Source organism: Frigoribacterium sp. CFBP 13707, assembly GCF_014842245.1.
GTDB classification, from domain to species: Bacteria; Actinomycetota; Actinomycetes; order Actinomycetales; family Microbacteriaceae; genus Frigoribacterium; species Frigoribacterium endophyticum.
This window is the reverse complement of the sequence record NZ_JACYVL010000002.1, coordinates 408,196-423,148: the sequence shown is the minus strand read 5'-3', so window position 1 is coordinate 423,148 and position 14,953 is coordinate 408,196. Positions and strand designations below refer to the sequence as shown.

The window sequence follows — 14,953 nt, the reverse complement described above, 5'->3', positions numbered from 1 at the left end:
GTCGGCGCTCCCGCCTCTCGGGGGGCGCTCCGCCGCTGATCTACTGTAAGTCCCGTGCCTGACGCCGATCCCCTCTCCGACCTCGGTGTGCGCGTGGGCCCCGAGGGCCCGACCCTCCGTGTGTGGTCCGCCGCGGCGACGCGACTGGAGCTCGTCGTCGACGACGCGCCCCACGACCGCGTCGTGCCGATGACCCGCGACGAGCACGACGTCTGGAGCGCCACCGACCACGCCCTCACCCCCGGCCGCCGCTACTGGGTCCGCGCCGACGGCGAGACCCGGGGCGGCGCCGTCTTCGACCCCGAGCTCCCCCTGCTCGACCCGTGGGCGCGCGGCCTCGGCCGCACCGGCCGCGGCGAGTGGCGGGCCACCGTCGTCGACGAGTCGTTCGACTGGGGCGGCGTCGAGAAGCCGCGCACCCCGCTCGACCGCGTCGTCGTCTACGAGGCGCACGTGCGGGGCCTCACGCGGCTCGCCCCCTTCGTGCCCGACGAGCTGCGCGGCACCTACGCCGGCCTCGCGGCCGACACGACGATCGCGCACCTGAAGCAGCTCGGCGTGACCGCGGTGCAGCTGCTGCCCGTGCACCAGCACGTCGACGAGCAGCGCCTCGTCGCGCAGGGCATCGAGAACTACTGGGGCTACAACACGCTCTCGTTCTTCGCGCCCCACGCGGCGTACGCGAGCCGCGACGCCCAGCTGGCGGGCGCCTCCGCCGTGGTCCGCGAGTTCAAGGGCATGGTCCGCCTGCTGCACGAGGCGGGCATCGAGGTCTGGCTCGACGTCGTCTACAACCACACGGCCGAGGAGGGCGAGGAGGGCGGCCCGGTCACGAGCCTCCGCGGGCTCGACGGCTCCGCGTACTACCGGCACGACGCCGAGGGCCGCCCGGTCGACGTGACCGGCTGCGGCAACTCGCTCGACACCAGCCACCCCGCCGCCCACCGGCTCGTGATGGACAGCCTGCGCTACTGGGCCACCGAGATGCAGATCGACGGGTTCCGCTTCGACCTCGCCGCCACCCTCGGGCGCGGTGCCGACCACGCCTTCGACCCCGAGCACCCCCTGCTGCGCGAGATCGTCACCGACCCGGCCCTCGCCGGCGTCAAGATGGTCGCCGAGCCCTGGGACGTCGGCCTCGGCGGCTGGCAGACGGGCGCCTTCCCCGCGGGCTGGATCGAGTGGAACGACCGCTTCCGCAACCGCGCCCGCGACTTCTGGCTGACCGACGTCGCCGCCGCCCGTGCCCAGGGCACCCCTCCCACCGGCCTCGGCAGCTTCGCCTCGAAATTGAGCGGGTCGAGCAACGTCTTTGCGCACGACCGCGGCCCGCTGGCCGGTCTCAACTTCGTCACCGCGCACGACGGCTTCACGCTGCTCGACCTCGTCTCGTACGACGCCAAGCACAACCTCAGCAACGGCGAGCAGAACCGCGACGGCACCGACGACAACCGCTCGTTCAACCACGGCGTCGAGGGCCACAGCGACAACCCGTGGATCAGCGACGCGAGGCGCCGCTCGATGCGCAACCTGCTCGCGACCCTCTTCGTCTCGTCGGGCGTGCCGATGCTCACCGCCGGCGACGAGCGCGGCCGCTCGCAGCGCGGCAACAACAACGGCTACTGCACCGACAGCGAGCTGACCTGGGTCGACTGGGCGACGCAGCCCTGGCAGCAGGGCATCACCGACGACGTGGTGGCCCTGACCCGCGTCCGTGCCGAGAACCCGGCGCTCCGGCCGACCCGCTTCGGCCTCGAGGGCGCCTGCACCCTCAGCGCCAACGAGATCGACTGGTTCTCGGCCTCGGGCGCCGAGATGCACCCCGACGAGTGGAACGACCCGCACGTCCGCACGCTGCAGTACTTCGCGCGCTCCACGCCCGAGCACGAGGCGCCGAACGCGGTGCTGGTGCTCGTGCACGGCGCCGAGACGAGCACCGCGGTGACGGTGGCCCGGCACGACGGCGTCGAGGGCTACGACCCGCTCTGGACGAGCGACGACTCCGCCGACCTCCACCCGGTCGCGCCGGGCGACGAGGTTCTCGTCTCCGGCCCGACCGTGATCATCTACCGCGCCCGCCCCGCGACGGCGGAGGCCGGCGCATGACCAGGAAGGCCACGGGAGGCGCGGGCGGGCCGGGCACGCCCGCCACCGTCGCGCTCCTGGCCGCGGGAGTGCCATTCACGGCCCACACCTACGAGCACCATGACACGGCGACGAACTTCGGCGAGGAGGCCGCCGCCGAGCTCGGCCTCTCGGAGGAGCGCGTCTTCAAGACGCTCGTCGCCGACGCGCAGGGCACCCTCGTCGTCGCCGTCGTGCCCGTCTCCCGGCGCCTCGACCTCAAGGCCCTCGCGGCCGCCGTCGGCGCCCGGAAGGCCTCGCTCGCCGACCCCGCCGTCGCCGAGCGGCGCACGGGCTACGTGGTGGGCGGCATCAGCCCGGTGGGCCAGCGCACGGCGCTGGCGACCGTCGTCGACGCGAGCGCCGCCTCCTTCGAGACCGTCTTCGTCAGCGGGGGGAGGCGCGGGTTCGACATCGAGATCGCCCCCGCCGACCTCGTGCGCGCCACGGGCGCCCAGCTGCTGCCCGTCGCGCGGGACTGAGCGTGGCCCCGCTGCTCGCCGACGCGTCGCTCGGCACCGCCGCGCTGCTCGCCCTCGGAGCGGCGCTGCTCGTGCTGAACGCGGTGACCGTCGTCGTCTACGCGCTCGACAAGCGGGCGGCCCGCCGACGCACCCGGCGGGTGCCGGAGCGGACGTTGCTGGCCCTCGGCCTCGTCGGCGGCTGGCCCGGGGCGCTCGTCGCGCAGCGGACGCTGCGGCACAAGACGCGCAAGGCGTCCTTCCGCCGCTCGTTCGTGCTGACCGTCGTGCTGAACGTGGCCGTCGTGGGCGTCGTCGTCGCCCTGGTGCTGACACCGGGCGGCTGACGCCGCCGCACGCCGAGCCCGCCGCACGCTGAGCCCGCCGCACGCTGACGCCGACGCACGCGTCCCGCCGGAAGGGATCGGGCTCCCCTCCGGCGGTCGACGGTGCGGACCGGACCAGCTCGGGCTAGGTCCGGGCACGCTCCGTCGCGCGTCGGCACGGCGCCGCCCGCCCCGGGCATGGCTGACCGGGGGCCGGGTGGACGACGCGTGTGCGGTTCACCTCGTGGTGCGAGGCGTCGAGGGCGCCGGGCTCTCAGGAGGGTTCAGGCTCCGAGGCGGGCTGGCCTTCTCGACGGATCCGAGACTACTGGTCCCCCTAAGTGCGGACAAGCATTTCCGATGCACGCGCATGGACCCAGTTCGGGGGACGGACCGGTCCACCTCGGTGCCCGCACCCGCCCGGGGGCGCCCGCCGCGCCTCCTCGTCGTCCGGGGCGCGCACGCGGCGCGACGCACCGGAGCGGCTGCCTCCGATACCGGGTAGCGTCGCCTCCGTGGCTGCTTACGAACCCAGAGTCGGGCGGATCCCCGTCACGGCGCTCTCCCCGACCACCCCCGACCGGGTCTTCCCGACCAAGGCCTTCAGCGGCGAGGTCGTGCCCTTCGGCGCGACCGTCTTCCGCGAGGGGCACGACGTCGTCGGCGCCGACCTCGTGCTCACCGACCCGGAGGGCGTCGAGACCCGGCACCCGATGGTCGCGGGCCTCCCCGGCACCGACCGCTGGACGACGGAGGTGCAGCTCGAGGTCGAGGGCGACTGGACCTGGCAGGTCGAGGGCTACACCGACGACTGGGCCACCTGGCTGCACACCGCCGAGATCAAGGTGCCGGCCGAGCTGGACGTCGAGGTGACCTTCACCCTCGGCAGCCGCCTCCTGGCCGCCGCCGCGGGCGACTACCCCGACACCCCGCTCGTGGCCGACGCGGCCAAGGCGCTCGGCAACACGTCGCTCACCCCCGGCGCGCGCCTCCGCGTGGCCACCGACCCCCGGCTCGCCGCCGTCTTCGCGGCCCGCCCGCTCGGCAGCCTGCGCACCCGCAGCGAGCCCGAGGCCCTCCGCGTCGAGCGCAGCCGCGCCGGCCTGGGCAGCTGGTACGAGTTCTTCCCCCGCAGCGAGGGCGCGAAGAAGCAGGCCGACGGCACCTGGAAGAGCGGCACCTTCCGCACCGCCGCCCGCCGCCTCCCCGCGATCTCGCGGATGGGCTTCGACGTCGTCTACATCCCGCCGGTGCACCCCATCGGCACGACCTTCCGCAAGGGCCCGAACAACACCCTGACCGCGGGGCCGAACGACCCCGGGTCGCCCTACGCCATCGGCTCGGCCGACGGCGGGCACGACGCGATCCACCCCGACCTCGGCACCGTCGCCGACTTCCGCTGGTTCGTCGAGACCGCCCGCAACACCGGCCTCGAGCTCGCGCTCGACCTGGCGCTGCAGTGCTCGCCCGACCACCCCTGGGTCACCGAGCACCCGGAGTGGTTCACGCAGCTGCCCGACGGCACGATCGCCTACGCCGAGAACCCGCCGAAGAAGTACCAGGACATCTACCCCCTGAACTTCGACGACGACTACGAGGGCATCAGCCGCGAGATCCTCCGCATCGTGCGCTGGTGGATCGAGCTCGGCGTCACGATCTTCCGCGTCGACAACCCCCACACGAAGCCGGTGCGCTTCTGGGAGTGGCTGCTGCACGAGATCCGCGAGACGAACCCCGAGGTCGTCTTCCTGTCGGAGGCGTTCACCAAGCCCGCCATGATGCAGGCCCTCGCCCAGGTCGGCTTCCACCAGTCGTACACGTACTTCACCTGGCGCAACGAGAAGTGGGAGCTCGAGGAGTACCTCACCGAGCTGTCGACCGAGACGAGCGGCTGGCTGCGCCCGAACCTCTTCGTCAACACCCACGACATCCTCACGCCGTACCTCCAGTACGGCGGCCGCGCGGCCTACAAGGTGCGCGCCGCGATCGCCGCGACGGCCTCGCCGACCTGGGGCGTCTACTCGGGCTACGAGCTGTTCGAGGACGTCGCCCGCCCGGGCAGCGAGGAGAACATCGACAACGAGAAGTACGAGTACAAGCCGCGTGACTGGCAGGCTGCCGAGGAGGCGGGGGCCAGCCTCGCTCCGTACCTCACGCAGCTGAACCGCATCAGGTCGTCGCACCCGGCCCTGCGTCAGCTCCGCAACCTCGACGTCCACTCGAGCGACGACGACGCGATCCTCGTGTACTCGAAGTACCTCAGCCGCGCCCACACCCGCAGCGGCCGCGCCGACGCGATCATCGTCGTCGCCAACGTCGACCCCCACTCGGCCCGCGAGACGACCGTGCACCTCGACGTGACGAAGTTCGGGCTGCGCCCGGGCGGCACGTACACGGTGCGCGACCTGATCACCGGCCAGCAGTGGACCTGGTCCGACGACAACTACGTCCGACTCGACGCCTTCACGGAGCCCGTGCACGTGCTGTCGGTCGACCTGAACCGCGCCCCCTGAGGAGCACCCCGATGAGCATCTTCCGCCACCCGAAGCCCCAGCCCGAGGAGCCCGGGCGCGGCGCCGCCGCGCAGCCCGCCGCCCCCGAGCCCGAGACGGCCCGCCCGTCGTTCGACGAGATCATCGCGCCGGGGACGACCCCGGCGGCCGAGCCCGCCGCGGCCGAGCCCGCTGCGGTCGAGCCCGTCGCGGCGCAGCCCGCCGAGCCCGTCGCCACGCCCGAGCCGGCCGCGGTCGAGCCCGAACCGGAGCGCGACCCCGTCGTCGTGCCCGAGCCCGAGCTCGTCGCCGAGCCCGAGCCGGTCGTCGTCGAGCCCGAGCCCGAGCCCGCCACCGCCGCCCCCGAGGACCCGACCCCGCCCGACGTCCGCGTCGACGAGTCGACCCCGGCCGCCGCCCTCCCCGTCCTGGACGAGAACGAGGTCCTCGCCGCCGTCGAGGGCCGCCACGGCCACCCGCACGCGATCCTCGGCGAGCACGTGCGCGACGGGGTCACCGTCGTCCGCGTCGTGCGGCCCCTCGCCGAGACGGTCACCGTCACCGGCGCCTCCGGCGAGGTCGTCGCCCTCGAGCACCTCGTGCACGGCCTCTGGCAGGGCGCCGCCCGCGCGCCGCTCGGCGGCTACGAGGTCACCGCCACCTACGACGGCGGCTCGCCCTGGGTCGCCGACGACCCCTACCGCTTCTCCCCCACGGTGACCGAGTTCGACCTCTACCTCTTCGGCGAGGGCCGCCACGAGCAGCTCTGGAAGATGCTGGGCAGCCACGTGCGCGAGCACGAGGGCGTGCGCGGCACCTCCTTCGCGGTCTGGGCGCCCCACGCCAACGCCGTCCGCGTGAAGGGCGACCTGAACGGCTGGGACGCCGCCCGCCACGCGATGCGCAAGCTCGACGGCAACGGCATCTGGGAGCTCTTCGTGCCCGGCGTCGTCGACGGTGCGTACAAGTACGAGATCCTCACGCCCGACGGCGCCTGGGTGGACCGTGCCGACCCGATGGCCCGCCGCTCCGAGGTGCCGCCGGCCACCGCCTCCGTCATCACGAAGGCCGCGCACGCCTGGTCGGACGACGACTGGATGACGCAGCGCGCCGCGACCGACCAGCACCAGGGCCCGATGAGCGTCTACGAGCTGCACGTCGGCTCGTGGCGCCCGGGCCTGAGCTACCGCGAGCTGGCCGACCCGCTGGTCGACTACGTCACCGCGCTCGGCTTCACGCACGTCGAGTTCATGCCCCTCGCGCAGCACCCGTTCGGCGGCTCGTGGGGCTACCAGGTCACCGGCTACTACGCGCCGCAGAGCACCTACGGCTCCCCCGACGACCTGCGCTACCTGATCGACCGCCTGCACCAGGCGGGCGTCGGCGTGATCATGGACTGGGTGCCCGGGCACTTCCCGAAGGACGAGTGGGCCCTCGGCAACTTCGACGGCCGCAGCGTCTACGAGCACTCCGACCCGCGTCGCGGCGAGCAGCCCGACTGGGGCACGCTGGTCTTCAACTTCGGCGACTCGCAGGTGCGCAACTTCCTCGTCGCGAACGCCCTCTACTGGCTCGAGGAGTTCCACATCGACGGCCTCCGCGTCGACGCGGTCGCCTCGATGCTCTACCTCGACTACAGCCGCAACGACGGCGAGTGGCTGCCGAACGAGCACGGCGGCCGCGAGGCCACCGAGGCCATCTCCTTCCTCCAGGAGGCGAACGCGACGGCCTACAAGCGCCACCCCGGCATCGTCATGATCGCGGAGGAGTCGACCAGCTGGCCCGGCGTCTCGCGCCCGACGAGCGAGGGCGGCCTCGGCTTCGGCCTGAAGTGGAACATGGGCTGGATGCACGACACGCTCGACTACGTCGAGAAGGACCCGGCCTACCGCTCGTACCACCACGGCGAGATCACCTTCTCGTTCCACTACGCGTGGAGCGAGAACTTCATGCTGCCGATCTCGCACGACGAGGTCGTCTACGGCAAGGGCTCGCTCTTCGAGAAGATGCCCGGCGACGAGTGGCAGAAGCGCGCGAACCTCCGCGCCTACCTCGCCTACATGTGGGGCCACCCCGGCAAGCAGCTGCTCTTCATGGGCTCCGAGTACGGGCAGCCCACCGAGTGGAGCCAGGAGAACGGCCTCGACTGGTCGGTGCTCGAGCGCCCCGAGCACCAGCAGGTGTTCGACCTGGTCAGCGAGCTGAACGCCGTCTACCGCCGCGAGAGCGCCCTCTGGGCCCACGACTTCGACGTCGAGGGCTTCGAGTGGATCGACGGCGGCGCGGCGCAGCAGAGCGTCGTGGCCTTCCTCCGCAAGTCGGGGCAGGGCGAGTCGGTCGCGGTGCTCGCGAACTTCTCGGGCGTGCCGCAGACCATGCGCCTGGGCCTGCCGGAGGCCGGCACCTGGGACGAGATCCTCAACACCGACGCGACCGTCTACGGCGGCTCGGGCGTCGGCAACTTCNCGCTGGGCGGGGTCGGGCGGAAGCTGCGCCGCAGAGCGCCCGCCGCACATGACGGCCCCCCCCTCGACCTGGTCGAGGGGGGCTCCGTCGTGCGCGGGGCGGCGCGGCTCAGTAGAGCAGCATCGTGAGGCGTCGACGAGCGGCCGCGACGCGCGGGTCGTCGAGGCCGACGATCTCGAAGTACTCGAGGAGGCGCTTGCGGGCCGCGTCCTTCCCCTCCTGGTCGAGCGACGGGAAGACCGTCAGCACCCGGTCGAACGCGTCGTCGACGTGGCCTCCGCTCACGTCGAGGTCGGCCACCGCCAGCTGCGCGTCGACGTCGGTCGGGGCCGCCGCGGCCTCGGCGCGGACGTCGGCGAGGGAGGCGCCCTGCAGTCGCGAGATCAGCGAGACCTGGGCGAGCCCCGCGACGGCCAGCTGGTCGCGAGGGTCCTGCGCGATGGCGGTCGTGTACGCCGCGATGGCGGCGTCGTAGTCGCCGCGGTCGATGGCGTCGTACGCGTCCTGGTGGTGCGGGGGCAGCGGCTCGGGCTCGGGCTCGGGCGTCTCGCCCTCCCCCGCCGGGGCGCCGTCGACGACCGCGGTGCCGGTGACCCCGTTCTGCGCGGCGAGCTCGAGCACCTGCTCGAACACGTCGCGCACCTGCGCCTCGGGGAGGGCGCCGACGAAGAGCTGCACCGGGCGCCCGCCGATCACGGCCGCGACGGCCGGGATGGACTGCGCCTGGAAGGCCTGCGTCAGCTGCGGGTTCGCGTCGACGTCGACCTTGGCGAGCACGAAGCGGCCGCCGTACTCGGCGACGAGCTTGTCGAGCACCGGCGAGAGCTGCTTGCACGGGCCGCACCACTCGGCCCAGAGGTCGACGATCACCGGGACGGTGTTGCTCAGCTCGAGGAACTGCGTGAACGTCTCGTCCGTCGCGTCGAGCACGAGCGCCGGCACCGCGACGGAGGCGGCGGGCGCTCCCCCGTCGGGCGGCGTCGGGGCGCCGGGCGACCCGGCGGCGGCCGCTCCGGGCGCCGGAGCCGGCGGCCGGTTGACGAGCGACGAGAGGTCGACGGCTCCGCGGAGCCCGGAGGGCACGGGGGGCAGGGTGGTCATGGCAACTCCTTCGCGGCCGTGAGGGCCTGGCTGAAACCGAGCAGGACGATCTTGTCGTCGCTGCCCACGGGAGGGACGGAGAAGAGCAGCTGGACGCCGTACGTCGCCTCGATGCCCTTCGTCGACTTGTCGAGGCCGACGAGCGTCTTGACGACGCCCGCGGGGTTGACCTCGGCGCCGGCGGCGGTCGGCTTGACGGTCTCGACCTCGTCGAGGCCGACCGACACGATCGCGCCGGCGTCGTTCGAGGCGAACGCCACCGGGGTCTCGGCGTCGGGCGTCGAGGTGTAGTCGATCGACGCCGTCGTGGGCAGGCTCGCCCGCTTGGCGTCCTTGTAGGCCTTGCCGATCTTGTCGCGGAGCGTGTCGCCCTCGGCCTGGAACTGCGGCGCGTACTGGCTCTCGTCGCCGTTCCGGAGGATGTCGCCGTAGGCCTCGGCGAGCTGGTCGGGCCGCAGCGTCAGCAGCTTGACGTCGGGCGCGAGACGGGCCGCGCCGAGCGAGGCCGGGGCCACCGTCGGGAGCGTCGCCTGCGCCTCCAGCGCCTGCAGGTACTCGACCTTGTACGGGTCCCGCGCGGTCTCCTGCACCAGGGTGAGGGCGATCGGCGCCTTGGACGCGTCGGCGTCCTGCACGACGGTGAAGAGCGTGCGCGGCCAGGTGTCGGCCTGCTGCGGCAGGGTGAGCGTCAGCTCGCCCGAGGGGACGCCGATCGGCCCGGCGGCCGCGGCGTCCTTCGCGCGGATCTGGTAGTTGGCCTCGCGCTGCTCGAGGGCGGGGCCGACGAAGCGCTCGGCCGCCGCGGTCGCGTCGAGCGCGGCGTCGGCGGCGGAGGCCGTCGCGGCCACGCGAGCGACGATGCGCTCGGCCTGGGCCTCGGTGACGACGGGAGGCTGGAGCTCGGTGCCCTCGTCGTCGCCCTCCGCGCCCGGCGTCGCGGTGGCCGTCGGGGTCGGCGTGCTGCCGTCGCCGGCGCCGCCCACGGCGCTCGGCCAGTAGTCGGCCGTGCAGCCGCCCAGGGCCAGCGACGACACGAGCACGACCGGCACGACCGCGACCAGCCGCCTCCGGGCGCCGCGCTTCGAGGCGCCGATCGCGGGCGTCGCGCCGGCGCGGATCGCCGAGCGGCGCGGCGGGCGGGGCAGCTTCGGGCGCTTGCCGTCGCTCGACGTGCGGCGCGGGCCGCGGGTGCGGCGGTGGTGGGCGATCGCCCACACGTAGAGGAGAACGCCGATCACGAGCACGACCAGCCCGCCGACGATCAGGGGACCGGCCGTCGGCGTCGAGGCCGACAGCGGCCACGTGACGCGCAGCTGCGACGGGGCGGGCTCGGTGCCGTCGGAGAGGACCACGAGCGAGATGTCGTCGGGGGCGTCGAGCGAGAAGGTGAGCGAGGTGCCCTCGTACTGCTCGTACCAGAGGTCGCTGTCGGCGGGGGCGGGCGCCGTGGCCTCCGACCCCTGCACGACCTGGGTCTCGAGCTCGCCGGTCGCGTCGTCCCACGCGACGCTGTTGTACGTCGTGTCGCCGACCCAGCCGAGCACGTCGGAGGTGCGGCCGTAGGCGGCGAAGACCGTGCCGCCGCCCGCCACCGAGATCGTCTGGCGACCGTCGTGGCCGTGCAGCGCCTCGGCGGGCACCACCGTCACGACGGCGTCGGAGGACTCGGTCGAGACCGTGGACGACACGCTCTCCGGCGGCGCGAAGACCGTCCTCTGGGCGAAGCCCAGGCCGACCATGACCGCCGCGAGCACGACGACCACGACTGCGATGATGAAGCGCACGTTACCTCTCCCTCCGTGCCACCATCCCGGTCGGGTCCGAGCACGCGCCAGTACGACGCGGCCTCGTGCGGGCCTGGCCGAGGAGGCCGGGCGCGGCAGCAGAATTTAAGACGGCTCAGCGTATCCGACCAGCCTGTGAGCCGCACGCCCGGGGCCCGGCAGCCGTCCCGGGGGCCCGCACCGCGACTCCCCCGCCCCCACCGGGGCGCCGCGCCGACGCGGCTCCGTGCAGGCGTCGTGCCCTAAAATCGTCCCGCCGAGACGCGACGGGTCGTGCTCGGCACCGACGCGAGGAGACACAGTGGCCGCTGACGACGCCGAGTTCGGCACCGAGCTCCGGGGGTACCGCAAGGACGACGTCGACAAGGCGCTCGGCGAGCTCCGCCGCGAGCTGATCAAGGCGAACGCCGACCGCGCCGACACCGCGAGCCGCGTCAAGGAGCTCCAGGGGCGGCTGGACGAGGTGCAGCGCGAGCTGGAGGAGGCGGGCACCCCCACCTACTCGGGCCTCGGCAGCAAGCTCGAGCGCACGCTCCGCCTCGCCGAGGAGCAGGCCACGGCCCTCGTCGGCCAGGCCGACATCGACGCGGAGCAGCTGCGCCGCTCGTCGTCCGACGAGGCGCGTCAGGTGCTCGACGACGCCCGGGAGCGCAGCACCGCCCTCCTCGACGACGCCCGGGGCCGCGCCGCCGCTCAGGTCGCCGAGTCGACCGCCGAGGGCGACCGCCTGGTCTCGCGCGCCCGCGGCGAGGCCCGGTCCCTCCTGCAGGAGGCCCAGCGCGACTCCTCGGCCATGCGCGGCGCCGCGGCGACCGAGGCCGCCGAGAACGTCTCGACCGCGCGCCACGAGGCCGCCGCCGTGCTCTCCGCCGCCGAGCGCGAGGCCGCCGAGCTCCGCGCCCTCGTCGAGCAGGAGGTCGCCGCGGCCCGCGACGGCGCCGCCGAGCTCGCCCGGACCACCGCGCAGGCCCGCGAGCAGTTCGTCGCCGACAGCGAGCGCCAGCGCGCGGACCTCGACCGGGAGGGCGCCGCCGTCCGGGCCGAGCTCGCCCGGCTCGACGAGACCACCCGTGCCGACCTCGAGCTCGAGGTCACGACCCGACGCGACGACCTCGCCCGCGAGATCGACGCGGCCCGTGCCGAGCTCGACGACGACGTCGAGAACACGCGCGCCGACCTGGCCCGCGACGTGGCGGAGACCCGCGCGGCGCTGGCCGCCGACTCCGCGCGCGTCCGCGCCGAGCTCGAGCTCGAGCTGACGACCGGCCGCGCGGAGCTCGAGCGCGAGGTCGAGGCGGCGCGGGCCGACCTCGCCCACGAGCTGGCGACGGCCAGGGCGCAGGCCCTCGCCGACGTCGCCGCCGACCGGGCACGCCTCGAGCGCGAGGTCGCGGAGGCGCGCGAGGCCCTCGCCGTGGAGCTCGCGGCCCGCACCGCGGAGGTCGACCTGGCCACGGCCACCGCCCGGGAGGAGATCGAGCGGACCACCACCGAGACGCGTGACCGCCTGGCCCGCGACGTCCAGCAGCAGCGCGAGCGCCTCGAGCGGGAGGAGGCCGAGCTGCGCGCCCAGGTCGAGGTCGAGGTCGCCAACGCCCGCGCCGACCTCGACGCCGAGGTCGCCGAGAGCCAGGCCCGCCTCGTCGACGACGAGGAGTCGCAGCGCGTCCGCCTCGCCCACGAGGCCCGCACCGTGCGCGCCCGGCTCGAGGCCGAGCGCGACGACGCCGTCGCCGAGCTGGAGCGCGAGCTCGAGGCCCGGCGCAGCGCGGCCGACGTCGAGCTCCGCACCCGCCGCGACGAGACCGACCGGGAGCTGGTGCAGCGTCACCACGCCGCGGTCGCCGAGACCCAGGGCTACCTCGACGAGGCCGGCGCGCAGCTCGAGGAGGCTCGGCAGCGAGCCGTCGAGGCGCGCCGCGAGGCCGACGAGCTCGAGCGCACGAGCGCGGAGCACTCGCGCACCGTGCGTTCCGAGGCCGACGCCGCGGCCCACGAGACGGTGAGCGAGGCCGAGGCCCGCGCCGAGCGGCTCGTCGCCGACGCCGAGGAGCGGTCGCGCGGCCTCGTCACCGACGCGGAGTCGCGGCTCGAGGCCCTGCGCGACGAGCGCGACGAGGTGGCCAGCTACCTCGAGGGCCTGCGCCGCGCCCTCTCCGGGACGGCGTCGGGCGGTGACGACTCCGGTACGACAGAGTAGGCAGTCGGCGGCACCGCGGTGAGCGGTGCCTCCGTCGTCGACAGGAGCACCCCCGTGAAGATCCACAACCCGTTCCGCCTCGGACTCCTGGCGGGCCTGGGCGTCCTGGTCGCGCTCGTGATCGGCGGGGCGGTCAGCGAGCTGTCGACGGTGCTGACCTACGTCGGGGCGGCCATCTTCATCGCCCTGGGGCTCGACCCGATCGTCTCCTGGCTCGAGAACCGCCGCGTGCCGCGGTCGCTGGCGATCGTCATCGTCTTCCTGGCCGTGCTCGGCGCCTTCGTCGGCGTCGTGTTCGCGATCGTGCCCGTCATCGTGAGCCAGGCCACCGCGCTGATCACGAGCCTCGTCACGTACCTGCAGAGCGTCACGACCCAGCAGTTCGTCGACAACCTGCAGTCGCTCGTGCCGCAGAACGTCATCGACGTGCAGGACGGCCTCGACGCCCTCGTGGACTTCCTCACCAACCCCGACAACGTCCTGACCATCGGCGGCGGCGTGCTCGCCGTCGGCGTGGCCATCGGCAACGGGGTGTTCGCGACGGTCGTGGTGCTCATCCTGACCCTCTACTTCACGTCGTCGATCAACACCTTCAAGCGCGGCATCTACAAGCTGGTGCCCGCGTCGAAGCGCCCGAAGTTCGCCGACATCGCCGAGCAGATCAGCACCTCGGTGGGGCGCTACGTCATCGGGCAGTTCACGCTCGCCGCCATCAACGGCATCGTGAGCTTCGTCTTCCTCAGCGCCATCGGGGCCCAGCAGCCGGCGGTCTTCGCCTTCATCGCCTTCCTCGGCTCGATCATCCCGCTGGTCGGCACGATCAGCGGCTCGGCGATCATCGTGCTCGCGCAGATCGCCCTGCTCCCCCAGTCGCCCTCGACCTGGATCACGGCGGCGATCTGGTACATCGTCTACATGCAGGTGGAGGCCTACGTGCTGAGCCCGCGCATCATGCGCCGCGCCGTGCACGTGCCCGGCGTCATCGTCGTGATCGCGGCCCTCACCGGCGGCACGCTGCTCGGAGTGCTCGGCGCGCTCATCGCCATCCCGGTGGCCGCGTCCGTCCTGCTGATCATCCGCGAGGTCGTCGTGCCCCGTCAGGACGCCCTCTAGCGACCGAGGGGCGCACGGTCAGCTCGCGGGCCAGGTCGACGGCAGCGGCAGGGCGACCGCGGGGGCGACGCGTGCGACGATCTCGGTGAGCACGCGCGTGGTCTGCTTCTCGCCGACCCAGAGGTGCTTGCCCCCCTCGACCGCGACCACCTCGAGGCGCGGCACGACCGCGAACCGGCTCCGCGCCTCCTCGGGGCGGAGGTAGTCGTCGAGCTCGGGCACGACCGCGACGATCGGCACCTCCGACGCGTTCCAGGCGCGCAGGTGGTCGTCCGTGGCGCGGTGGAGGGGCGGTGACAGCAGCAGCAGGCCCGCCACGTCGACGTCGGTGCCGTGCATGAGCGCCACCTCGGTGCCGAACGACCAGCCGACCAGCCACGGGGTGGGCAGGCCCTGCTCGGCCACGAAGCGCACCGCGGCGCGGAGGTCCGCAGCCTCGGCGACGCCCTCGCCGAACTCCCCCTCGGAGCGGCCCCGCGGCGACGACACGCCCCGGAAGTTGAATCGGAGCACGGCCACGTCGGCGAGGGCCGGGAGGCGCCCCGCGGCCTTGCGGAGCACGTGCGAGTCCATGAAGCCCCCGGCCGTGGGCAGCGGGTGCAGGGCGACGATCGTGGCGACCGGCTCACGGTCGAGCGGCAGGGCCAGCTCGCCGACGAGGGTCAGCCCGTCGTCGGTCGTGAGCTCGACGTCGCGGCGGCGCGCGGGCAGCTCGACGCCCCCGCGGATCTCGACGGGGGCGGGGTCGGGGGCGTTCACGAGATCCTCCAGCAGTGCGTGTGCCAGTGACGGCGGCCGGCGAGGTCGTTCGCCTCGCCGAAGATGCCGTCGGCCCGCCAGGCGACGACGTGCGGGGTGGCGGGGGCGATGGTCAGCGAGCAGCCGG

At 73.8% G+C, this 14,953-nt stretch carries 9 protein-coding genes and 1 pseudogene; 7 read left to right on the top strand and 3 right to left on the bottom strand.

Annotation, left to right across the window (positions count from 1 at the left end):
- Nucleotides 1-54: 54 nt before the first annotated feature.
- The 5 genes and pseudogenes from glgX to glgB all read left to right on the top strand — a co-directional run.
- Nucleotides 55-2,106: a glycogen debranching protein GlgX gene (gene glgX / locus IFT45_RS05685; protein WP_192127113.1), complete on the top strand. Its 2,052-nt coding sequence runs from the start codon at nt 55-57 to the stop codon at nt 2,104-2,106.
- Nucleotides 2,103-2,606 (top strand): Cys-tRNA(Pro) deacylase, encoded by a 504-nt coding sequence (gene ybaK, locus IFT45_RS05680; RefSeq protein ID WP_192127111.1) that lies wholly within the window; start codon nt 2,103-2,105, stop codon nt 2,604-2,606. Before glgX ends, ybaK begins: the two co-directional genes overlap by 4 nt.
- A 2-nt stretch (nt 2,607-2,608) precedes the next feature.
- Nucleotides 2,609-2,932, top strand: coding sequence for a DUF1294 domain-containing protein (locus tag IFT45_RS05675; protein WP_371810885.1), 324 nt, complete (start codon nt 2,609-2,611; stop codon nt 2,930-2,932).
- 494 nt (nt 2,933-3,426) lie between these two features.
- The gene (locus IFT45_RS05670) at nt 3,427-5,424 is read left to right on the top strand and encodes an alpha-1,4-glucan--maltose-1-phosphate maltosyltransferase (RefSeq protein WP_371810884.1); all 1,998 of its coding nucleotides are present in this window, start codon (nt 3,427-3,429) and stop codon (nt 5,422-5,424) included.
- Nucleotides 5,425-5,831: 407 nt separating this feature from the next.
- A pseudogene (gene glgB / locus IFT45_RS05665) lies at nt 5,832-7,868 on the top strand (1,4-alpha-glucan branching protein GlgB); the annotation flags it as partial.
- Nucleotides 7,869-7,977: 109 nt separating this feature from the next.
- Here the strand turns inward: glgB and IFT45_RS05660 are convergent.
- Both IFT45_RS05660 and IFT45_RS05655 read right to left on the bottom strand, forming a co-directional pair.
- A complete protein-coding gene (locus tag IFT45_RS05660; protein ID WP_185232075.1) occupies nt 7,978-8,970 on the bottom strand; it encodes a tetratricopeptide repeat protein in 993 nt (330 codons plus the stop codon).
- On the bottom strand, nt 8,967-10,754 hold the full coding sequence (locus tag IFT45_RS05655; protein ID WP_056053638.1) for a hypothetical protein: 1,788 nt from the start codon (nt 10,752-10,754) through the stop codon (nt 8,967-8,969). The genes IFT45_RS05660 and IFT45_RS05655 overlap by 4 nt, the downstream gene beginning before the upstream one ends.
- Nucleotides 10,755-11,055: 301 nt before the next feature.
- Here IFT45_RS05655 and IFT45_RS05650 point away from each other — a divergent pair, with 301 nt between their 5' ends.
- Both IFT45_RS05650 and IFT45_RS05645 read left to right on the top strand, forming a co-directional pair.
- Nucleotides 11,056-12,954, top strand: coding sequence for a hypothetical protein (locus tag IFT45_RS05650; RefSeq protein WP_192127107.1), 1,899 nt, complete (start codon nt 11,056-11,058; stop codon nt 12,952-12,954).
- Between the two features lie 54 nt (nt 12,955-13,008).
- Complete coding sequence (locus IFT45_RS05645; protein ID WP_056055779.1) at nt 13,009-14,067, top strand: AI-2E family transporter; 1,059 nt, start codon at nt 13,009-13,011, stop codon at nt 14,065-14,067.
- An 18-nt stretch (nt 14,068-14,085) separates the two neighbouring features.
- Here IFT45_RS05645 and IFT45_RS05640 read toward each other — a convergent pair whose 3' ends face one another.
- Complete coding sequence (locus tag IFT45_RS05640) at nt 14,086-14,826, bottom strand: alpha/beta family hydrolase (RefSeq protein WP_192127105.1); 741 nt, start codon at nt 14,824-14,826, stop codon at nt 14,086-14,088.
- Between the last annotated feature and the right edge of the window lie 127 nt (nt 14,827-14,953).